Annotated in this window: 20 protein-coding genes; 8 read left to right on the top strand and 12 right to left on the bottom strand. The window is 57.9% G+C overall.

Annotated elements, in window-relative coordinates; all coding sequences use genetic code 11:
• The first annotated feature begins 11 nt into the window (after positions 1–11).
• The 3 genes from AC2FFE_RS04050 to AC2FFE_RS04040 all read left to right on the top strand — a co-directional run bounded on the left by AC2FFE_RS04050 (position 12) and on the right by AC2FFE_RS04040 (position 3,387).
• Complete coding sequence (locus AC2FFE_RS04050; protein ID WP_496845942.1) at positions 12–371, top strand: Ig-like domain-containing protein; 360 nt, start codon at positions 12–14, stop codon at positions 369–371.
• Between the two features lie 78 nt (positions 372–449).
• Positions 450–1,976 carry an MFS transporter gene (locus AC2FFE_RS04045; protein WP_496845940.1) on the top strand — a complete coding sequence of 509 codons (1,527 nt, stop codon included), beginning with the start codon at positions 450–452 and terminating at the stop codon, positions 1,974–1,976.
• Between the two features lie 121 nt (positions 1,977–2,097).
• Entirely contained in the window at positions 2,098–3,387 is a 1,290-nt protein-coding gene (locus AC2FFE_RS04040; RefSeq protein WP_496818242.1) for an MFS transporter, read from the top strand.
• 142 nt (positions 3,388–3,529) lie between these two features.
• On the opposite strand, the gene AC2FFE_RS04035 is transcribed toward AC2FFE_RS04040, so the two are convergent.
• Genes AC2FFE_RS04035 through gpmI form a run of 3 tightly spaced genes read right to left on the bottom strand, consistent with a single transcriptional unit; the run spans position 3,530 to position 7,515 of the window.
• Positions 3,530–4,870 carry a S41 family peptidase gene (locus AC2FFE_RS04035; protein ID WP_496818243.1) on the bottom strand — a complete coding sequence of 447 codons (1,341 nt, stop codon included), beginning with the start codon at positions 4,868–4,870 and terminating at the stop codon, positions 3,530–3,532.
• Between the two features lie 6 nt (positions 4,871–4,876).
• The gene (locus tag AC2FFE_RS04030; protein ID WP_496818245.1) at positions 4,877–6,004 is read right to left on the bottom strand and encodes a murein hydrolase activator EnvC family protein; all 1,128 of its coding nucleotides are present in this window, start codon (positions 6,002–6,004) and stop codon (positions 4,877–4,879) included.
• Positions 6,001–7,515 (bottom strand): 2,3-bisphosphoglycerate-independent phosphoglycerate mutase, encoded by a 1,515-nt coding sequence (gene gpmI, locus AC2FFE_RS04025; protein WP_496818246.1) that lies wholly within the window; start codon positions 7,513–7,515, stop codon positions 6,001–6,003. The genes AC2FFE_RS04030 and gpmI overlap by 4 nt, the downstream gene beginning before the upstream one ends.
• Before the next feature lie 182 nt (positions 7,516–7,697).
• On the opposite strand from gpmI, the gene AC2FFE_RS04020 reads away from it, so the two are divergent.
• Together AC2FFE_RS04020 and AC2FFE_RS04015 are read left to right on the top strand one after the other, a co-directional pair.
• Complete coding sequence (locus AC2FFE_RS04020; protein ID WP_496845938.1) at positions 7,698–8,831, top strand: DUF819 family protein; 1,134 nt, start codon at positions 7,698–7,700, stop codon at positions 8,829–8,831.
• A 3-nt stretch (positions 8,832–8,834) separates the two neighbouring features.
• Positions 8,835–10,256: a pyridoxal phosphate-dependent decarboxylase family protein gene (locus AC2FFE_RS04015; RefSeq protein WP_496845937.1), complete on the top strand. Its 1,422-nt coding sequence runs from the start codon at positions 8,835–8,837 to the stop codon at positions 10,254–10,256.
• A gap of 10 nt (positions 10,257–10,266) precedes the next feature.
• Here AC2FFE_RS04015 and nqrM read toward each other — a convergent pair whose 3' ends face one another.
• From nqrM to AC2FFE_RS04000, 3 genes are all read right to left on the bottom strand, one after another.
• Positions 10,267–10,503, bottom strand: coding sequence for a (Na+)-NQR maturation NqrM (gene nqrM / locus AC2FFE_RS04010; protein ID WP_496845936.1), 237 nt, complete (start codon positions 10,501–10,503; stop codon positions 10,267–10,269).
• A 15-nt stretch (positions 10,504–10,518) separates the two neighbouring features.
• Entirely contained in the window at positions 10,519–11,544 is a 1,026-nt protein-coding gene (locus AC2FFE_RS04005; protein ID WP_496845935.1) for an FAD:protein FMN transferase, read from the bottom strand.
• A 66-nt stretch (positions 11,545–11,610) separates the two neighbouring features.
• Positions 11,611–11,796 carry a hypothetical protein gene (locus AC2FFE_RS04000; RefSeq protein ID WP_496845933.1) on the bottom strand — a complete coding sequence of 62 codons (186 nt, stop codon included), beginning with the start codon at positions 11,794–11,796 and terminating at the stop codon, positions 11,611–11,613.
• A 121-nt stretch (positions 11,797–11,917) separates the two neighbouring features.
• Between AC2FFE_RS04000 and AC2FFE_RS03995 the strand changes: the two genes are divergently transcribed.
• Positions 11,918–12,442, top strand: coding sequence for a CBS domain-containing protein (locus AC2FFE_RS03995; RefSeq protein ID WP_496845932.1), 525 nt, complete (start codon positions 11,918–11,920; stop codon positions 12,440–12,442).
• Positions 12,443–12,448: 6 nt separating this feature from the next.
• Here AC2FFE_RS03995 and AC2FFE_RS03990 read toward each other — a convergent pair whose 3' ends face one another.
• Positions 12,449–13,210, bottom strand: coding sequence for a metallophosphoesterase (locus AC2FFE_RS03990; protein WP_496845931.1), 762 nt, complete (start codon positions 13,208–13,210; stop codon positions 12,449–12,451).
• 177 nt (positions 13,211–13,387) lie between these two features.
• On the opposite strand from AC2FFE_RS03990, the gene AC2FFE_RS03985 reads away from it, so the two are divergent.
• Together AC2FFE_RS03985 and tviB are read left to right on the top strand one after the other, a co-directional pair.
• A complete protein-coding gene (locus AC2FFE_RS03985; RefSeq protein WP_496818255.1) occupies positions 13,388–14,401 on the top strand; it encodes an SDR family NAD(P)-dependent oxidoreductase in 1,014 nt (337 codons plus the stop codon).
• 14 nt (positions 14,402–14,415) lie between these two features.
• A complete protein-coding gene (gene tviB / locus AC2FFE_RS03980) occupies positions 14,416–15,699 on the top strand; it encodes a Vi polysaccharide biosynthesis UDP-N-acetylglucosamine C-6 dehydrogenase TviB (RefSeq protein WP_496845930.1) in 1,284 nt (427 codons plus the stop codon).
• A gap of 57 nt (positions 15,700–15,756) precedes the next feature.
• Here tviB and nqrF read toward each other — a convergent pair whose 3' ends face one another.
• Genes nqrF through AC2FFE_RS03955 form a run of 5 tightly spaced genes read right to left on the bottom strand, consistent with a single transcriptional unit; the run spans position 15,757 to position 20,268 of the window.
• Positions 15,757–16,980, bottom strand: coding sequence for an NADH:ubiquinone reductase (Na(+)-transporting) subunit F (gene nqrF / locus AC2FFE_RS03975; protein WP_496818257.1), 1,224 nt, complete (start codon positions 16,978–16,980; stop codon positions 15,757–15,759).
• 10 nt (positions 16,981–16,990) lie between these two features.
• Positions 16,991–17,599, bottom strand: coding sequence for an NADH:ubiquinone reductase (Na(+)-transporting) subunit E (nqrE, locus tag AC2FFE_RS03970; protein WP_039526851.1), 609 nt, complete (start codon positions 17,597–17,599; stop codon positions 16,991–16,993).
• Entirely contained in the window at positions 17,599–18,252 is a 654-nt protein-coding gene (locus tag AC2FFE_RS03965) for an NADH:ubiquinone reductase (Na(+)-transporting) subunit D (protein ID WP_152460184.1), read from the bottom strand. The genes nqrE and AC2FFE_RS03965 overlap by 1 nt, the downstream gene beginning before the upstream one ends.
• The gene (locus AC2FFE_RS03960; RefSeq protein WP_496818258.1) at positions 18,252–19,067 is read right to left on the bottom strand and encodes a Na(+)-translocating NADH-quinone reductase subunit C; all 816 of its coding nucleotides are present in this window, start codon (positions 19,065–19,067) and stop codon (positions 18,252–18,254) included. The genes AC2FFE_RS03965 and AC2FFE_RS03960 overlap by 1 nt, the downstream gene beginning before the upstream one ends.
• Positions 19,060–20,268, bottom strand: coding sequence for an NADH:ubiquinone reductase (Na(+)-transporting) subunit B (locus tag AC2FFE_RS03955; protein WP_496845928.1), 1,209 nt, complete (start codon positions 20,266–20,268; stop codon positions 19,060–19,062). The genes AC2FFE_RS03960 and AC2FFE_RS03955 overlap by 8 nt, the downstream gene beginning before the upstream one ends.

The raw sequence follows: 20,268 nt of genomic DNA, 5'->3' as shown, positions 1-20,268 counted from the left end.
GACGCCAGACCATGACGCACCCCAGATTGATCCCCCTTCGGTTTGAAAACGGCCTGTGGCAAGGCCATCTTGAGGCCGAAACAAAACCAGATGTCGAAGTTCGCTATTTGGGCGAGCCCCTGCCCGAGGTCACACTGACTGAGGCCCAGGGCGGCTGGGACCTAACCGTTCCCGTACCCTCCACGGCCCTGTCTGAAGGGGTGCACAGCTTTGTCATCGTCGACACAGCAACCACGCAGAAACTCGGGGACTTCACCGTGATTGCCGGCGAACCCGCCGCAGATGATCTGCGGACCGAGGTCGAATTGTTGCGCGCCGAGCTGGAAATGCTCAAACGCGCTTTTCGCCAGATTTGCAGGGCCGGTGACTAACCGCCAAGAGACCGTCAACCTATCTTTTTAGCCTTATTCGTGCATCATTGACCCGTTTGGATCACGAAGGATGCGAATGTGGATCGCAACAGCATTGTAAAAGTTGCCGCATTGATGGTGACGGGTTTTGGCATCGGTATCGATTTCACCGGCGCCCTGATGCTGGTGCCCGCAATCGAAAACAGTTTCGACGCTGACATTACCAGCACGCAATGGGTGCTGAATATCTACGCCCTGTTTTTTGCGATGACCATGGTCGCCGGGGGCCGCCTGGGCGATATGTATGGCCATCGAAAGATCATGCTCATCGGCCTGACGATCTTTCTGTTTGCATCCGTGATGTGCTTTGCCGCCCCCAGCCTGGACTTTCTGATTGGCGCACGGGCCCTGCAGGGGATCGGCGCGGGTTGTGTCTGGCCTTGCACGCTGGCGTTTGGGGCCACCAAAGTCTCACGCCCGGAACATCGCGCTCTGGTGATGGGCTTGATCCTGGCCGGTGTGACCACGGGCAATGTCTTCGGCCCCATGATCAGCGGGCTGGCGGTTAGCTTCGGAGAATGGCGGTATTTCTTTCTGGCCAACATCGTCTTTTCCTGCATCTCCATGGCGACAGCGCTGCTGCTGATGCAGCGCGAGACTCAGCACAAACAGGGTGAACATATCGACTACGCCGGTATGGGCATCCTGTCATTTGCCGTGCTGCTGTTGCTGTACGGGTTGGATGTTGGTGCCGATTGGGGCTGGACCTCGGTCCCGCTGCTGCTTTTGTTCTTCGTCAGCGCGGTTTTGTTCTTTCTCTTCCCCAAGGTCGAAAAACGCGTGGTCGAACCGCTGTTGCTGCCTCAGATGATGCAGAACAAACAGTTTCGGATCACACTGGGGCTGAACATGTTCAACGTATCTGCCGCCTTTGTCGGACTGCTGTATTTCCCACAATACATGCAAAAGGTTCTGGGGTGGTCGACCCTCGAATCTGCGCTTGGGTTGGCGCCGCTTACCCTGTTGCTGGCGGTGGGGTCGGTGGTTTCCGGCACGCTCTACAACGATTTCGGCCCCAAACGGTTGCTGTTCTGGGGGTATCTGATCGCCACGATTGGCGCGGCCAGTATCGTGGTTCTTCCTGCCAGTTTCGGATATTTTCAGATCCTGCCCGGCATGGCCATGATCGGGCTTGGGGCAACACTGACGGTTGGACCATCTGGAACGGCTGCGGTCTGTGCCGTCAAACCCGAACGCGCCGGGCTTGTGGGTGGGTTAAGTTTCATGACTCATCTTGTCTACGGCGCCATCTCGGTCGCCTGCGCCACGGCAATCATGTATGTGGTGTCTTTGTCCAGCCTGCGCGACACGCTAATGGCGGCCAAAATCACCCTGTCTGACGCCGATCAACGCGCCATCAATGGCGGAACGCTGAACACAGACTCCGCCCGCGCCGTATTGGCAAAGCTGAACACCGATCAGGTCGAAACCCTGAAATCCGCCATTGCCAGCGCCTTTGACAGCGGCATGAACGTGGCCTTCGTCTTTTCCACGATCTCGGTTTCCGTGGGCATCTTGCTGGCGCTAATGCTGGACGAAAGCAAGCTGCACAAGATCGAGGACTAACCCGATCGCGCCCTGCCCCGGGCACAAGGTACGAAGCAACCGGATATTAATTTGTTCTACGCTTGCAGGTTTTTTTTGCCAGAGCATTGCGCAAGTCGCCCACAGAACCGAAGGTGCGACTATGTCAACGGAATTAGAGTTCTCCTTCGCTACGCTCACCGGTTCGGCAAGACGGCACATCCGGGTATTTCAGGTTCAGCAATTTCTTGATCGGTTTGCGATGGGTTTGACGGTTGCCGTTGTGGCACTGGCGTTGACCGATCGCGGCATGGACCTCTTCCAGATTTCGCTGCTTTTCGGGATCTACTCACTTACGACCCTGGCGATGGAACTCCCGTTCGGCGGGTTGGCCGACAACATTGGGCGAAAGCCGGTCTTTCTGGCTGCAGTCGTCGCCAGCATGATATCTCTGGGGCTCTTTCTCTCGACAAGCAATTTCTATGTTCTTGCGCTTTCATTTGCCTTTATCGGGTTTGGACGCGCATTGCGGTCGGGCACGCTCGACGCCTGGTTTGTGGAAACTTTCAAAACCGTGGCGCCGAACGTGGATGTTCAACCCGCTCTTGCAAAAGCGCAATGGGCCAACGCCATGGGCTTGGCTGTGGGGGCTGTGTTGGGGGGATTGCTGCCTGACCTCTTGGGTTCGGTGGCACAAGGTCGGGGCGTAAGTGTCTATGACGTGTCTTACGCGGCGAGCTTGGCAGTGATGCTTGGGGTATTCGTCTACACCCAGTTCTTCATTGTGGAGAAACCGCGCCCTCTGAACCCTCAGGTACTGAAACAGGGTTTTGCAAGCGTGCCCTTGGTGATCAAAGACGCGGGTCTTCTGGCCCTGCGGCATCCGGTCTTATCCGTGCTGTTGGCAGCACTGGCATTTTTTCTGATGGCGACCAACCCGGTCGAGGTGATCTGGCCGACACATGCAAAACCCATGTTGGAGGCCGACTATGCCAATACGCTCATTGGTGTCCTGACCGCTGCCTATTTCTTCTCAATCGCATTCGGCGCGTCGCTGTCTCCGTACATCAGTCGGATTTTTGGGCGTCGGCACGCAATTACACTCGCAGCATCTTTTGCCTGCATGGCGGGTGTTCAGATCGCATTGGCGTTGCAAGGCAACATCGTCGGTTTTGTAGCGGTGTTTATCCTCTATTCCGTTCTGCTTGGTGTGTCTGAAACGCCAGCCAGCAGCATTCTGCATAGATGCGTAGAGGATCATCAGCGATCTACAATGCTGTCACTGAAATCGCTGATACAGCAACTCGGGGCAGCTTTGGGCCTGATCTTGGCCGGAGCCATCGCAGAGCTCTACTCAACACCCACAGCCTGGATGGTCGGCGCCGTGTTTCTTGCCATAGCCGTTGTCCTGATCGGCATCCTCGCCAAACGGCTTGCCTCCGAGTGTGAATAGCGGCCATCCCTGCGTCGTGCAGCATTCAGCAGACAGGGTTCACAACCGCCATTCAACTGTGCTGATCGCGCATCCAATCAGGCACGATCAGCAACAGTTTTGACAGCAATTGCGCCGCCCAAGGCTCCTTTAGACAAGCGCCTTACTGAGACGGCCCGTTGGGGTTGAACGCAGACAAGCCCTTGAGGATATCGATGGCATAGGCCAGCTGATAGTCCTCTTCCCGCAGCTCGGCTGTTTCTTCGGCCTTGGCGCGATCTTCTTCGATCTGGCGGATTTCATCCTCGCTCAGGCTGTCATTGTCCAGGCTACCGCGCAGCTGCGCCTCGGAGCGGGTGAAGCCGTTTTCCTCTTCTTCCTCCACTTCGGGTTGCGGGCGTGGTTGCTCGACGATGATATCCGGGCTGACGCCAAGCGCCTGGATCGACCGACCCGAGGGCGTGTAATAGCGCGATGTGGTCAGACGCATCGCACCGTCGCCACGCAGCGGCATCACCGTCTGGACAGAGCCTTTGCCAAAGCTCTTGGTGCCCACAACGATCGCACGACGATGGTCCTGTAAGGCACCCGCAACGATTTCCGAGGCCGAGGCCGAGCCACCATTGATCAGCACCACGATGGGCTTGCCTTCGGCCAAATCGCCGGGGGTGGCGTTGAACCGCTCACCATCTTGGGGATCACGACCGCGGGTCGAAACAATTTCGCCTTCGTTCAGGAACGCATCCGACACCCGGATCGCCTGAGTGAGCAAACCGCCAGGGTTGTTCCGCAGGTCCAGCACAACGCCGTTGACCTTATCGATCCCGCCAGCTTCGGCGATCTGTTCCTCAAGACCCGCTTGCAGGTTCGGGAAGGTCTGATCGTTGAACGTGGTTACACGCAACACAACGCTGGTGCCTTCGGTACGGGCGCGCACAGCGGTCAGTTTAATCGTGTCGCGGATGATGGTGACATCAAAGGGCTCGGGCTCTCCTTCGCGGACAACAGTGATGATGATCTCGGAGCCCACAGGCCCGCGCATCAGGTCAACCGCCTTGTCCAGCGTCAGGCCTAGAATGCTTTCACCATCCACATGCGTGATGAAATCCCCAGCTTCGATCCCAGCTGCGGCGGCAGGCGTATCATCGATGGGCGAGACGACTTTGACAAAGCCTTCCTCTTGCGTCACCTCGATGCCGAGGCCGCCAAACTCACCCCGTGTCTGCACGCGCATCTGCTCAGCGTCGTCGGGCGACAGATAGCTGGAATGCGGATCCAGCGATGTGAGCATGCCGTCGATCGCGGCCTCGATCAGTTCCTCAGGCTCGACCTCTTCGACATATTGCGCGCGGATGCGTTCGAAAATATCACCGAACAAATCCAGTTGCTGATACACATCGGCCTTTTTCTCGGCCTCTTGCGCCAGCAGCGGACCGGCGATCTGGGTGGTTGCGATAATCCCTGCCACGGTTCCGGCCAGACCGGCCATCACAAATCTCTTCATACTCGTCTATCCATCCTTGTTGGTCCGAAACCACGATTCCGGGTCCACGGGGCTATTGTCTTCTCTTACCTCTATATAGAGCGTTTCTGACCGGTCAGTTCCAGTGCCATCACCACTTGTTGACAAAATAGCGCCGATTTCGGGCGTCGCGCCGGGCATCAGCCCAACCGGTGTACCTTCGGGGATAACCTGTCCGATATCGCCGTATACCTCCTGCAAGCCGGAAAAAACGAACAGAAGTCCGGGCTGAGGTTCCAGAATGATCAAGTTTCCAAGATCCAGCAATGGCCCACGATAGCGGATCGTCGCTGCAGTGGGCGCTGTGACCAGCGCACGGGGCCGTGTGCCCAAAACCAATCCGAGGCGGGTGACACCCGCCGCATCGGTTTCCCCTGCGCCGTGCAGCAAAATGCCCTGAACCGGAAGCTGGACATCGCCTTTGCGGCTGGCCACGCTTGCATCGGTCGCAGCAATCTCGCCTTCCGAGATTTCGGACAATCCGCTGGCGAACCCATCCAGCGTTTCAGTGGATGAGATCAGGATTGCCGTCTTGATCGGGTCTTCGACGAAACGCTTTGGCAGATCGGTACGATCGGCAATCGCCTCGCTCAGCCGGGTTCGGGCGGATTGGACACCGCTCAGGCCCTCGGTCAGGGTCTCAGCAGCGCCCTGTTGCAGCAGACGCAGAGTCTGAACCTCTTGCAGATCACGCGCCAGATCTTCGGCCTTGGCGTTCAGGCCCGGCGTAACTTCAGACAGCATCATGCCCGTCCGCGCTGCGCCCAGAGGGCCTGAAGGATGCAGCATCAGAACCGGCGGTGCCGTGGTTTCGATCGTCTGCAACACACCCAACAGCTGCGCCACCTCCTTTTCCCTTGTGCGCAGTTCAGCCGATAGCTGAGCCTCACGCGTTGCGGCCATGCGCAGGCCATCGCGCATCGCAGACAGACCAGCCTCGTAGGCCTGGATCGTCTGGGTCAAAGCACGCACCCTGTCCCGGGCGCTGTCCGCTTCGGTCAGCGAGATGGAGGCCTGCTCCAGCATCTCCGCCGCGTCAAGCGCCGCCTGAGACGGGTTCTGTGCTATCGCCTGACCAGCCAGAAACAATGCTATGGCAGCTGCCATTACCCTCATGAGATCAAGCTTTCGCCCGTCATTTCTGGCGGCTTGGGCAGGTTCATGAGGTCCAACAATGTTGGCGCCAGATCAGACAAGCGCCCGCTGCGCAACACGGTCCCTTCGGGACCCCCAACCAAGGCTACCGGAACCAAGTTCAGCGTATGCGCGGTATGCGGTCCGCCAGTTTCCGGGTCGACCATTACCTCGCAATTGCCATGGTCTGCTGTGATGATCATCGCGCCACCGGCCTTGTTCAACGCCTCGACCACCTGCGCCAGTCCATGATCCACCGCCTCACAGGCTTTGATCGCGGCCTGCAAATCGCCGGTATGGCCCACCATATCCGGGTTGGCATAATTGGTGACGATCAGGTCATACCCCGCCTCGATGGCCTCAACGAATTTTTCAGTCACCTCGGCCGAGGACATTTCGGGCTGCAAATCATAGGTCGCCACTTTAGGCGATTTGGGCATGAAACGGTCCTCACCTTCCTCGGGCGCCTCTTTGCCGCCATTCAGGAAGAAGGTCACATGCGGGTATTTCTCGGTCTCGGCAAGCCGGAACTGGCGCAAGCCCTGTTTGGCCACCCATTCGCCCAGCGTGTTTATGATAGCGCGTTTCGGGAACACTGTGGTCATATAGGCGTTGTGGCTATCCGAGTACTCGACCATCCCCAACAGCGCCGACAAAATCGGGCGCGGACCGGTATCAAAATCAGCAAAGCCCAGCTCGCCAATGGCGCGCAGGATTTCCCGCGCACGATCGGCGCGGAAGTTCAGGCAAAAGAACCCGTCGCCATCTTTGACGCCCTCATACCCATCCAGAACCGTCGGGATGATGAATTCATCCGTTTCAGATTGGGTATAGGCCTCATCCACCGCCCCATGCGCCGTGCCGGCCGCGCGGCCTTGCCCTTTGATCACGGCATCATACGCCTGTGAGACCCGCTCCCACCGGTTGTCGCGGTCCATGGCAAAATAGCGCCCGCTGACGGAGACTATACGAGCCCCTTCAGGCAGGCGATCCTCCAGCTCTGCGATATAGGTCAGGGCCGATTTCGGGGCCACGTCGCGCCCGTCGGTCACAGCGTGCAGCGCCACAGGAACACCGGCATCTGTGATCGCCTTGGCCGCTGCTAAGATATGGTTCACATGCCCATGTACGCCGCCATCCGAGGCCAGACCCATCAGATGCGCCGTGCCGCCTGCGGCTTTCGCCTTGGCGATAAAGGCCTGCAACGCGTCATTGTCGAAGAAGGATCCATCCTCAATCGCCAAATCAATCTGCCCCAGGTCCATCGCGACAACGCGACCGGCACCGATATTGGTGTGCCCGACCTCGGAATTACCCATTTGCCCGCTGGGCAGGCCCACATCCGGGCCGTGGGTGATCAGCGTAGCATGAGGACCTTTCATAATCGCATCAAAGGTCGGCGTCTCAGCCAGATAAGGCGCATTCGCCTGCGTGTCTTCGGACAATCCCCAACCATCCAGAATGCACAAGACTACGGGTTTGGGCGTGGCCATTTCGATCTCCGGTAACTGCTCTTGCCCCATCTTCTAGCCTCTGGTCGCCGGGGGGTGAACCGCCTTTGCAGGAATTGGTGCAGATTTAATCAAACCGTCAGCGCAGAAGAACCTTACGTCAGGTCCTCTTGTGTGATCAGGGCCGGGCCGCCTAGTCTCGGGTCCTGAGGAAGAGGACAGTCATGCAAACAGGACTTTCGGGTTTTGCCCTGATCTATGTGTTGGCGCCCGCCGCACTGATGCTATTGGCGCGGCACTGGGCTTTGGCCGGGCGTATCGGGCCGATTGTTCTGTGTTACATGGCCGGGCTAGCCTTGGGGGTTTCCGGGCTGCAACCCGAAGCCGCACAGCAACTTAGGGAATCCGTGATCGAAGCAAGCCTGGGACTGGCCCTACCCCTGCTGCTGTTTGGCGTCAACCTGCGAGCCTGGGGCCGCGTGGCCGGGTCTGCGTTGCTGTCCATGGCACTGGCTGTTCTTGCGGTTGGGCTTGTCGCCACAGGGCTGTTCTTTGCCTTCAGCGCCACAGGCACCGAACAGGCCGAGCAGCTTTCGGGTATGGCAGTCGGTATGTATACCGGCGGTCTGGCGAACATGGGCGCGATCAAACTGGCGTTGGATATTCCCGAGGGCCGCTATCTGCTGTTTGCAACGGTCGATACGGTCGTCGGCGCGGCCTATCTGTTGTTTGTGCTGACCCTTGCGCCTGCGGTCTTTGGTCTGTTCCTGAGACCCTTCACTGGCGACCGTGATGCAGACCAATCGCCAGAAAGCGAGGCGACAAAGCCAAATCTGTACTTGCATGGCATCATCGCCTTTCTAGCAGCGTCGCTTTGTGTTGCGGCCGCGTTGATCTTTGCGCAGGCCATCAGCTTTGCCGCTCAGCCCGTAGTGATCGTTATACTACTGACAACACTGGGCCTTTTGGGATCACTCACCCCATCGCTGCATCAGAACCGGGCCGCGCCTGAAATGGGTATGTTCCTGCTTTATATATTCTCATTCAGTGTTGCCGCGTCCATGGATCTGGCGAAGCTACAGGACATGGATCTGACCGTTCTGGGGTTTGTCCTGATCGCCACATTCGGCAGTTTCGCCCTGCACGCGCTGTTCGCCCGGATCGCGGGAATTGACCGGGACACATTCCTGATCACATCGGTTGCCGCCGTCATGTCGCCCGCCTTTGTCCCCATGATCTCGCGCAGTTTACGCAACCCCGCGATCTTGATGTCGGGCATGGCAACCGGCATTCTGGGTTTTGCCATCGGGAACTATCTGGGCATTTCACTGGCGCTGCTTCTGGCCAGAGGGGGATAGGATTTGGATCATCAGAAACTGCCTGCGGCGGGTCGCCCCGAGGATGAGATACTGGATCAGCTCAAATCCTTTGCCGAGGATGACCCGAATTATCGTGAGGGCCGCACGTGGAGCCTTGTCTACCATCTGGATGACGATCATGACGTCTTCACCGCCAAAGCTTACAGCGCGTTCTCATCGGCCAATGGGCTGAACCCCGCCGCGTTCCAAAGCCTGAAACGCATGGAAACCCAGATCATCTCGACCATGGCCGGGTTGCTGCACGGCGGGCCGGATACCTGTGGCGTGGTCACGGCAGGCGGGACGGAAAGTTGCCTTATGGCGGTCAAAACCTACCGCGACATGGCGCGCAAACAGCGCAAGGTGACACGGCCCAACATGATCCTGCCAAAGACCGCGCATGTGGCTTGGTTCAAGGCGGCCGAGTATTTCGGCGTCAAAGCACGCCTGCTGCCGATGACGCCGGATCCGGCGACTGACATCTCCCGGCTGGGCCGCATGATCAACGCGGGCACTGTGATGATCCTAGGGTCGGCCCCCGAGTACCCTCATGGCACGATCGACCCAATTGCCAAAATGGGGGAGATCGCCAAATCCAAGGGCATTCCCCTGCATATCGACGCTTGCGTCGGCGGGTTGATCCTGCCGTTTATGGAGCGGAACGGTGTTGACTTGCCCGACTGGGATTTCCGCGTTCCGGGGGTGACATCAATCTCAGCTGATCTGCACAAATACGGCTATGCCGCCAAAGGGGCCTCGACCATCCTTTACCGCAATCTCGACCTGCTTAAGCATCAGATGTTCATCTGCCAGGACTGGCCAGGAGGGGTTTTTGCCTCACCCGCCCTGCTGGGCACCCGGCCTGGTGGGGCCTATGCTGCCGCCTGGGCCGTCATGCAGAAACTGGGGGTCGAGGGCTATTGCCAGTTGGCCAAAGACACAACCGAAGCCGTCGAAAAGCTGAAATCGGGCATTGCAGCGATGGACGGCTTGCGCATTCTTGGCAATCCCCAAGGGCCCTTGCTGGCTTATGGCTCAACCGACCCGAATCTCAACATTTATGCAGTGGCGGATCAGCTGGAACGCGCGGGCTGGAGCATCAATCGCGTCCAGAATCCCGATGGCATCCACTGTATGGTCACCGCCAAACACCTGCATGTGGCGGATGAATATCTGGCTGATCTGGCACAGGCGGTTGCCACCGTGCGGGCAAATCCCGATCTGGCCAAAACCGGCGGCGCCGCGACCTATGGCATGTTGGCCCATGTTCCCTTACGCGGGATGGTCAAATCCAAAGTGCTGGATGTATTCGCCGAGATGTATCGCGCAGGGGGCGGTGGTCTAAATCTGGACGATGGCAAAGCGCCGAACCTGCTGGAACGCGGCATGGTGCGCTATGTGCAATGGAAAGCGCGTCGTAGTTAGAGCCCGACAATCAGGATTGTCGCTCCATCTGCTCCAGCATCTTCTTTGCGCGTTTGCATTGCAACTGATCCCGCAGCGGGCTGTCCGGGTCGATATCCTTATGGCAAACCACGCATTTATCCGCGCCCGAGATTGCATTCAGGCCACCGCAGCTGCCTTTGATGGTTTTACCCATCAACATCACACCCAGTGACATGCCAACCATGACAAGTGCCAGAAGAACAAAGGCTAGAATGAAAGTGCTCATCTCGGTTCCTACCCGTCAGTCGGTTCCCAACGCGTCTTTGAACGCGCTGCTATGGACCGTAATATAGGCATCATCGCCGCCTGTCACATCCCGCGAGATGAAATACACGGCAAGTTTATGCTGTTCTGCCAGCGCCAGCCCATTTTCCTGCCCCAAAGCCAGCATGGCTGTCGCCCAGGCATCGGCCATCATGGCGTTTTCCGCCAGAACGGTGACCGAGGTTGTCCGATGTGTGATCGGACGGCCCGTGACCGGGTCGATGATATGTGAATAGCGCACGCCATCTTGTTCAAAGAAGTTCTTGTAGTCGCCCGAGCTGGCCATGCCACGATCATTCAGCGGAACGATCAGTTGCACGGTTTGCGATCCGGCCTCAGGCTTTTCGATACCAATCTGCCAGGCCTCGCCTTTGTCATTCTGTCCCTTGGCAACCAGATCACCACCAATCTCGACCAGATAATCCTCGATCCCCGCGGCGCGCAACGTTCCTGCCACTGCATCGATGCCGTACCCCTTGGCAATTGCGGACAGATTGATCCCCACGGCTGGATCGGATTTCGCCAAAGTGCCGGCAGCGCTGTCCAATGTCAGCAACCGAGCCTGACCAACACCGCTTAGTGCTGTTTCGATATCTTCGTCGGATGGCACCGGATCTTCGGGTTTGCGTGGTCCGAAGCCCCACAATTCAATCAGCGGGCCGAGTGTAACATCAAAGATCCCGCCTGTTTTCTCATGCACGTCGTTGGCCGCTGCCATGACCAACGCAAACTCGTCCGACACAGCCACAGGGTCCGTGCTGGTCGAGGTTGAGAAGGTCGAGACTTCGGAATTCGGATCCCAGTTCGACATTTTTGCATTAACCTGAGCCAGAGACTCTTCGACCGCTGCGGCCAATGCCGCCTCATCCAAATCCTCGCCAATCGCGGTGATATTGAAGGTTGTGCCCATCGTCTCGCCAGACAGGTGAACAACTTCGGGTTCCTTGTCGAACAGGCAACCGGTCAGAGCGGTTGCAAGGGCCAATGCTGGCAACAGACGCATGGGGTGGTCTCCGGGAAAATCAGTGCCCGGCATATGCCAGCCACCTGTGCCAGAGTCAAACCGGCTTCACAGTTTCAGCGGCAAAAAGCCCAGCATCAAAAGGCCAACGCCAGCAGGCACCCCAAACAGCCACGCGCGCCTTTGCCACCCTTCGGGCTGCTGTTTCCAGGCCAGGCGGAAATTGTGCCCGCAAACGACCACGGCAAAGAAAATCAGCGCTGCAATCGGTGGTGTCAGATAAAGATCGCTCACGTCTTCGGGCTCCTGTCCAAGTCCGGTTTTTCGCCTTTCAGGCAATTGGACCCTATACAGGTCGTTTAGCTGCGCTAAGGTGAAAGGGAAAGACACACAATACCCCGGAAGGAGAATGCCTATGGCTCCAACCTCGTATCAGTCCCCCTCGCGCGGCGACAAGGCTGACAAGTCGACCTACAGCCAGTCGACAGAATCGAACCTGTCGCATGCGCAGACAACAGTGGCCAAACTGTTGACAGGTAAAGGAGGTGATGTGTTTTCCGTACGCCCGAATGAGACGATCCATTCCGTGGTCAACACGCTCAAGGAAAAGCGGATCGGGGCGGTTCTGGTGACGGATCAGAACGGGGCGCTGCAGGGTATTCTGTCGGAACGCGACATTGTGCGCCGCATGGCCGATACGCCCGGCCAGACCCTGCCCCAATCGGTCGAGGACCTGATGACACGCGATGTCAAAACCTGTTCGCCCGATGATTATCTGAATGACGTTCTGAAAACGATGACCGAAGGCAGGTTTCGTCACATGCCCGTCCTGCGCGACGGCACTCTGTGCGGTGTGATCACCATCGGCGATGTGGTGCATTTCCGGTTGCAGGAACTGGAATACGAAGCCCTGCGTATGAAGCAGATGATCGTGGGCTGACCGCACTCAGGTCGCGGTAAATCGCACCCCGCCCTGAAACACCTCAGCCGCTGTCAGGCGATCGGTGACAAAAGCGCCGGTGTCGATGGATATAATGCCGTTCTCCGCCCGCGCCTGATCAACAATGGTGTGCCCATGCAGCACCCATTGACCATCCTCTCTGGGCTCGCGCGACAGCATCGGATGCCCCCACAGGCAAATATCGCGCGGTTGTGCGTCAACGGGATGGCGCGGGTCCAGGGCTGCATGAACAACAGTGACATTGCCGCTGGTCCAGGTCAGGGGACGATCCCGGAGCCAGCTTAACAGATCCTCACCCATGACCTGCTGCAATCTCTCTGCAATCTCGACCGCCGGTTCGCCTAAAATGGCCTCGGCCACGCCGGTGATGCCAAACGAGGCGAGCGTTTGAACACCTCCGTTTTGCAACCACAGGCGGCTGACCCGTTTTGGATCGTCAACAAAGCGCAACAGCATCTCTTCGTGATTGCCCAGCAGGCAGGTGACCCGCCCGCCCGAAGCTTCGCTGAGATGCCGCAGCTGATGCAAGACCTGAGCGCTGTAGGCACCGCGGTCAATATAGTCGCCCACGAAAACCCAGGGGCAACTGTCGTCCAACCGGGGCAGCAAATCCTGCAACAAATCCAGCCGTCCGTGTATGTCACCAATGGCGACAAAGGGCTGGTCCGGTGCTATTTCGGGCATGGCGGGCGCCGACGCTTGCGCGTCGCGCTGACGAAACAGCCCTTTGATCCAATCCCTAATCATCACACGCCTTCCCTACCCCGGCCCGCCCTTGGCGACAATCGGCAATTCCCGGTGGCGTTTCGGCGTGCACCTAATCGACCAGCTTGGCCGAATAGCCGCAAAATGGGAAAATCTGCTTGACCTTGCGCTGGGGAAAGTATCCCTGATGCGCAGAGTTTTATTGTGTTCGAGGGTTTCATGAAACGTGTTTTGATCACCGGTACCGCAGGGTTCATTGGCTTCCATCTGGCAAAGCTGCTGCTGTCAGAAGGGTTCCGGGTGCATGGCTATGACGGGATGACCGACTACTACGACGTCACCCTGAAACAGCGCCGCCACCAGATGCTGATGCAAACCCCCGGTTTCACCGCGACCGAGGCGATGCTGGAAGATCACGAACAGCTGATGAAAGTTGCCGACGACTTTCAGCCCGATATTATCGTTCACCTCGCCGCACAAGCCGGGGTCCGTTACAGCCTGGAGGAGCCACGCAGCTATATTAACTCCAACGTTGTAGGTACATTCAACGTGATGGAGGCCGCGCGCATCCACCAGGTCGATCATCTTCTGATGGCTTCGACTTCATCGGTTTACGGTGCCAACGAAGAGATGCCGTTTACCGAGGTCGAAAAGGCCGATACCCAGCTGACCATCTACTCGGCCACCAAAAAGGCCAATGAGGCGATGGGCCATTCCTATGCGCATCTGTGGGACCTGCCGACAACGATGTTCCGGTTCTTCACTGTCTATGGCACTTGGGGACGGCCTGATCTGGCGCTCTATAAGTTCGTGGACGCGATTCTGGATGACCGTCCGATCGACATCTATAACCACGGCGACATGTATCGTGATTTCACAAACGTGGACGATCTGGTTCGGGGCATCCGATTGTTGATCGATGTGCCGCCCGTGCGGCCCGAAAGCGCCGATCAGATTGAAGAGGGGGACAGCCTGTCCCCGGTTGCGCCCTATCGCGTCGTCAATATCGGCAATGGCGACAAGGTGCGCCTGATGGATTTCGTCGAAGCCATTGAAGAAGCGATAGGCAAAGAGGCCATCCGAAACTATATGCCTATGCAGATGGGCGATGTCCCCGCCACATGGGCCAATACCGATCTGCTGCAACGGCTGACTGGTTACCGTCCGCAAACCGATTTCAAAGACGGGATCGCCCGGTTTGTCGCGTGGTTCCGGGACTATCACGGCAAATAGAGACTGAGACCTGGATGCTGCAAACGAACCCCGATGCCCGCAAGATCGCTGTCATTGGATTGGGCTATGTGGGCCTGCCTTTGGCGGTGGCCTTTGGCAAGATCAGCCCGGTCATCGGGTTCGACATCAACCCGGACCGCATCGACGCGCTGCGCGCTGGTCACGATGCCACGCAAGAGGTTGAGCCCGAAGATTTGACCGCAGCCGCCGGTCTGACCTTCACCACAGATGTCGCAGATCTTGCGGACTGTGACACCTATATTGTCACCGTTCCTACTCCGATCACAGCGGGCAAGCAGCCGGATCTGTCACCCCTGCTCGCGGCGTCGGAATCCATGGGCGGAGTCCTGAAACCCGGCGATCTGGTGATCTATGAATCAACAGTCTATCCCGGCGCGACCGAGGAAGATTGCGTCCCAGTGCTGGAACGTATGTCCGGCCTGCGCTTCAACACGGATTTCTTTGCGGGCTACAGCCCGGAACGCATCAACCCCGGCGACAAGACCCATCGGATCGCGGATATCTGCAAGGTGACATCGGGCTCGACCCCCGAAGTGGCTGATCTGGTCGATGCGCTGTATGCCCGGATCATCACCGCCGGAACCCACAAGGCCGAAAGCATCCGCGTGGCCGAGGCTGCAAAGGTGATCGAAAACACCCAACGCGATCTGAACATTGCGCTGGTGAATGAGCTGGCGATGATCTTCGGCCGGATGGGTATTGATACCGACGCCGTCCTGCGCGCCGCAGGCACCAAATGGAACTTCCTGCCCTTCCGCCCCGGTCTGGTCGGCGGCCACTGTATCGGCGTTGATCCGTATTACCTGACCCACAAGGCCGAGGCCGTTGGCCATCATCCTCAGATCATCCTGGCCGGGCGGCGGCTGAACGATCGGATGGGCAGCTACGTGGTATCTCAACTGGTCAAACGCATGACGCGCAACGGCATCAACGTCGGCGCGTCCCGCGTTCTGGTCATGGGGCTGACCTTCAAGGAAAACTGCCCCGATCTGCGCAACACACGCGTGGTCGACATCATTGAGGAATTACAGAGCTATGGCATCAGCGTTGATGTCCACGATCCCCATGCCGACCCCGCCGCAGCGGAAGCTGAATACAGCCTCTCGCTTTTAAGTTCCCCTCGGGACGGAACTTACGACGCGGTCATTTTGGCCGTGGCGCATCAGGAATACAAAGACGCTGATCCGTCAACATTCCGATCTTACGGTAAATCCAACAGCGTGGTGTTCGACATCAAGTCCTGCCTGCCAAGGGACGCGAGTGACTTGAGGCTCTGACGCGGTCTGAATCCAACAAAAAAAGCCGACGCATGATGCGTCGGCTTTTTTTGTCTCTTACCCGCCGAAATCATCGAGCATGATGTCTTCGCGGTCCACACCCAGATCCAGCAGCATGTTGATGACCGACTGGTTCATGATTGGCGGTCCACACATATAGAACTCGCAATCTTCAGGCGCGGGGTGGTTCTTGAGGTACTCCTCGAACAGGACGTTATGAATAAAGCCAGTATAGCCTTTCCAATCATCCTCGGGCTGCGCGTCTGACAGCGCCACATGCCATTCGAAGTTGTCGAATTCTTCGGCCAGTTGGTCGAAATCCTCGACAAAGAACATCTCTTTCTTCGACCGCGCACCATACCAAAAGCTGATTTTGCGATCGCGGTTTTCCAGACGCTTGAGTTGGTCAAAGATATGGCTGCGCATGGGGGCCATGCCCGCGCCACCGCCGATGAAGACCATCTCTTTTTGGGTATCGCGGGCAAAGAACTCACCAAACGGACCCGAGATCGTCACCTTATCACCCGGTTTCAGGTTGAAGATATAGGACGACATCTGACCCGCCGGTATACCCTCTGAACCCGGAGGCGGCGAGGCAACCCGGACGTTCAGCATGATCATGCCTTTTTCATCCGGGTAGTTGGCCATTGAATAGGCGCGTTCGATTGGTTCGTTCACAACCGACTCATATTGCCACAGATTGAAGCGATCCCAATCTTCGCGGTATTCATCCTCTACGTCGAAATCGGTGTATTTCAACTGGTGCGCAGGCGCTTCGATCTGGATATAGCCACCCGCGCGGAAGTTCACATCCTCGCCTTCGGGCAGGTCCAGAGTCAGGGCCTTGATGAAGGTCGCCACGTTCTCGTTCGAACGCACGGTGCATTCCCATTTCTTGACGCCAAAGACTTCTTCGGGGACTTCGATATCCATGTCCTGCTTGACCGCAACCTGACAGGACAGGCGATCACCGCATGCAGCCTCGCGTTTGGTGATATGGCTTTCTTCGGTCGGCAGGATCGAGCCGCCACCGGAATGCACCTTCACCCGGCACTGGGCGCAGGTGCCACCACCGCCACAGGCCGACGGGACGAACAGCTTTTCAGCCGCCAGGGTTTGCAGCAGCTTGCCACCCGCCGGGACCGATACGGTTTTCTCACCGTTGATGGTGATGTTCACGTTGCCTGTGGACACCAGTTTAGACCGGGCCGCCATGATGATGGCCACCAGACCAAGAACGATCAGGGTAAATAGAACGACGCCTAAGCCAAAGGTTTCCATCCGCCCCTCCTTACAGTTTCACGCCCGAGAAGGACATGAAGGCCATCGCCATCAGCCCTGCGGTGATGAAGGTGATACCCAGACCCTGCAGACCATCGGGGATGTCCGAGTATTTCAGCTTTTCGCGAACGCCCGCCATCGCGGTAATCGCCAGCGCCCAGCCAAATCCCGAAGACAGGCCATAGGTGGTCGCCTCGGCAAAGTTGTAATCCCGTTCCACCATGAACAGCGACCCACCCAGGATCGCGCAGTTCACCGTGATCAGTGGCAGGAAAATCCCAAGCGCGTTGTAGAGCGGCGGGAAATACTTGTCCAAAACCATCTCAAGGATCTGAACCATGGCCGCAATCACGCCGATATAAGAGATCAGGCCAAGGAAGGTCAGGTCCACATCCGGGAACCCGGCCCAGGCCAGCGCGCCCGGTTTCAGCAGGTAATTCAGCAGCAGGTTGTTGGCAGGCACGGTGATCGCCTGCACAACCATGACCGAGATCCCAAGACCCAGCGCGGTCGAGATTTTCTTCGACACGGCGATGAAGGTACACATCCCCAGAAAGAAGCTGAGCGCGAGGTTTTCGACAAAGATGGCCTTTACGGCCAGTGAGATCAGACCTTCCATCAGTGGGCCTCTACCTGCTGAATTTTGTATTCACGCTCTTCCACCTGGTTCGGCTTCCATGTGCGGAAGGCCCAGATGATCAGACCGATGATGAAGAACGCCGAGGGCGGCAGTAGCAACATGCCGTTGGGCACGTACCAGCCGCCGTTGTTAACGGTCTCCAGAATGGTGACACCGAACAGCGACCCGGCACCGAACAGCTCACGAATGAAGCCGACCAGCAGCAGGATCAGGCCATAGCCCATGCCGTTGCCCATGCCGTCAATGAATGACGCCACCGGAGGGTTCTTCATCGCAAACGCCTCGGCGCGACCCATCACGATACAGTTGGTAATGATCAGACCGACAAAGACCGACAGGGTTTTCGAAATCTCGAACGCATAGGCCTTGAGTATCTGGTCCACCAGGATCACCAGCGAGGCGATGATCACCATCTGCACGATGATCCGAATCGAGCCGGGGATCTGGTTGCGCAGGCACGAGATGAAGAAGGACGAGAACGAGGTCACGAAGATAACCGCCAGCGCCATCACCATCGACACCTGCAGCGACGAGGTCACCGCTAGTGCCGAACAAATGCCCAGCACCTGAAGCGTGATTGGGTTGTTGTCGACAAGCGGGTCGACCAGCATCTCTTTCTTGGTCTGGGACATCAGAACTCTCCTGCTTGCAGTTTGGCCAGGAACGGAGCGTAGCCCGCGTCACCCATCCAGAATTTCACCAGGTTATCGACACCAACCGAGGTCAAAGTTGCACCCGCCAGCGCGTCGATATAGAAGTCGGGTCCGGCGGCCGGCTGGGATTTCGACACAGTGATTTGCAGATCACCATTGTCGTCTCGCAGCTTCTTGCCATTCCACAGAGCCTTCCAGCGCGGGTTGTCCACCTCGGCCCCAAGGCCGGGGGTCTCACCGTGCTGGTAGAATTGCAGGCCGTAGATATCGTTGCCGTTATTCTCCAAAGCGATGAAGCCATAGAGTGTGGACCAAAGGCCGTAGCCGTGCAGCGGAAGGATCACCTTGTCCAGACCACCCGCGTCGTCACGCAGCAGATAGATCACGCGGTATTTCGACTTGCGGCCAATGCCCGCTGGATCATCGTCCAGCGCGACGCTCAGCTCAGGATCGCTGGCAGCGGCAATGTCGTCGAAGGTGGCCGGGTCGAACTGGTCATCGACGAAATCACCGGTGGACAATTCCACAACATGCGGCTCGAACGCGGCAAAGGCTTCGGTCACGTCGATGCCAGGCTCAAAGACACCTGCCACCTGCAAAACGTTGACCTGCTTGTCCTTCAGACGGTTGGTCTCTTGCACCGGGCGCAGGCTGACGGCGGCGGCGGATACGACCATCGAGGCTACAAGGCAGACTGCGACCGCGATGAAAATCGTCTTGCCGACTGAGTCTGGCGAGGCCGCCAGAAACCGGGCAATCGCGCCTTTGGGTTCTTGAGGTTGCGGATCAGACATGGCGACGCGCCCTCCGTTTGATGTTGGCTTGCACGACGAAATAGTCGATCAGCGGAGCAAAGACGTTGCCGAACAGAATGGCCAGCATCATGCCTTCGGGGAAAGCCGGGTTGATGACGCGGATCATCACAACCATGATACCGATCAGCGCGCCATAGATGTAGCGACCCATGTTGGTGTGGCTGGCCGAAACCGGCTCGGTCACCATGAAAGCCAGACCAAAGGCATAGCCACCGATGACCACATGCCAGTACCAAGGCATCGCGAACATCGGGTTCGTGTCCGAACCGATCAGGTTCAGCAGCAATGTGAAGCCAATCGTACCTGCCAAGCAGCCAACAATCAGGCGGTAGTTGGCGATCCTAGTGGCCAGCAGGAAGGCCAGACCGATCATGCAGGCCAGCGTTGAGGTTTCCCCGAAGCTGCCCTGGATCGAACCGAAGAAGGCATTCCACCATGTGATGCCATCAGCCGCCAGCGCCTGAAAGCCCTGCGACGCGGAGACGGACAAAGCAGTCGCGCCCGAGAAGCCATCGACCGGCGTCCAGACCGTGTCACCGGACATACTGGCCGGATAAGCGAAATACAGGAACGCACGACCAACCAGAGCCGGGTTCAGGAAGTTCTTGCCGGTTCCGCCAAAGACTTCTTTCCCGATCACGACGCCGAAAATGATGCCCAGAGCCACCTGCCACAGAGGCGCGGTTGCGGGCATGATCAGCGTGTACAGCATTGAGGTGACAAGGAAACCTTCGTTGACCTCGTGGCCGCGCACGGTGGCAAAGATGACCTCGAAGATACCACCTGCGACAAGTGTCACGATGTAGATCGGTAGGAAATAGGTCAGCCCGTGCATCACATTGGCAAAGATGCTGCTGGGGTCCAGCGAGATGCCAAACATCTGCAGCAGGGCAATCCGCCATCCGGTGGCCGATTCAGGCCCCAACAGCGCAATGGCCGAGTTCGCCTGATAGCCGGTATTGTACATCCCCCACAGGATACAGGGGATCGTCGCAATCACGACGTAGGTCATGATCCGCTTCATGTCGATATACGACCGCGCATGCGGTGCGACAGTGGTGACAGTCTTCGGAGTGTAGATGAAGCTTTCAACCATCTCGTAGATGGGGAAATACTTCTCGTACTTGCCGCCCTTGGCAAAGTTCGGCTCGATCCGATCAAAGAAGCTGCGCAAACCCAT

It is taken from the genome of Ruegeria sp. YTSA168, assembly GCF_059610045.1.
Note: the sequence above shows the minus strand (reverse complement) of the source record. Positions and strands in the feature narration are given on the sequence as shown.

What these genes read in the sequence shown, in the direction of transcription:
- AC2FFE_RS04050 (WP_496845942.1), top strand. Translation starts at nt 12, where the DNA reads ATGACGCACCCCAGATTGATCCCCCTTCGGTTTGAAAACGGCCTGTGG.
- AC2FFE_RS04040 (WP_496818242.1), top strand. Translation starts at nt 2,098, where the DNA reads ATGTCAACGGAATTAGAGTTCTCCTTCGCTACGCTCACCGGTTCGGCA.
- AC2FFE_RS04035 (WP_496818243.1), bottom strand. Translation starts at nt 4,870, where the DNA reads ATGAAGAGATTTGTGATGGCCGGTCTGGCCGGAACCGTGGCAGGGATT.
- AC2FFE_RS04030 (WP_496818245.1), bottom strand. Translation starts at nt 6,004, where the DNA reads ATGAGGGTAATGGCAGCTGCCATAGCATTGTTTCTGGCTGGTCAGGCG.
- gpmI (WP_496818246.1), bottom strand. Translation starts at nt 7,515, where the DNA reads ATGGCCACGCCCAAACCCGTAGTCTTGTGCATTCTGGATGGTTGGGGA.
- AC2FFE_RS04020 (WP_496845938.1), top strand. Translation starts at nt 7,698, where the DNA reads ATGCAAACAGGACTTTCGGGTTTTGCCCTGATCTATGTGTTGGCGCCC.
- nqrM (WP_496845936.1), bottom strand. Translation starts at nt 10,503, where the DNA reads ATGAGCACTTTCATTCTAGCCTTTGTTCTTCTGGCACTTGTCATGGTT.
- AC2FFE_RS04005 (WP_496845935.1), bottom strand. Translation starts at nt 11,544, where the DNA reads ATGCGTCTGTTGCCAGCATTGGCCCTTGCAACCGCTCTGACCGGTTGC.
- AC2FFE_RS03995 (WP_496845932.1), top strand. Translation starts at nt 11,918, where the DNA reads ATGGCTCCAACCTCGTATCAGTCCCCCTCGCGCGGCGACAAGGCTGAC.
- AC2FFE_RS03990 (WP_496845931.1), bottom strand. Translation starts at nt 13,210, where the DNA reads ATGATTAGGGATTGGATCAAAGGGCTGTTTCGTCAGCGCGACGCGCAA.
- AC2FFE_RS03985 (WP_496818255.1), top strand. Translation starts at nt 13,388, where the DNA reads ATGAAACGTGTTTTGATCACCGGTACCGCAGGGTTCATTGGCTTCCAT.
- tviB (WP_496845930.1), top strand. Translation starts at nt 14,416, where the DNA reads ATGCTGCAAACGAACCCCGATGCCCGCAAGATCGCTGTCATTGGATTG.
- nqrF (WP_496818257.1), bottom strand. Translation starts at nt 16,980, where the DNA reads ATGGAAACCTTTGGCTTAGGCGTCGTTCTATTTACCCTGATCGTTCTT.
- nqrE (WP_039526851.1), bottom strand. Translation starts at nt 17,599, where the DNA reads ATGGAAGGTCTGATCTCACTGGCCGTAAAGGCCATCTTTGTCGAAAAC.
- AC2FFE_RS03965 (WP_152460184.1), bottom strand. Translation starts at nt 18,252, where the DNA reads ATGTCCCAGACCAAGAAAGAGATGCTGGTCGACCCGCTTGTCGACAAC.
- AC2FFE_RS03960 (WP_496818258.1), bottom strand. Translation starts at nt 19,067, where the DNA reads ATGTCTGATCCGCAACCTCAAGAACCCAAAGGCGCGATTGCCCGGTTT.
- AC2FFE_RS03955 (WP_496845928.1), bottom strand. Translation starts at nt 20,268, where the DNA reads ATGGGTTTGCGCAGCTTCTTTGATCGGATCGAGCCGAACTTTGCCAAG.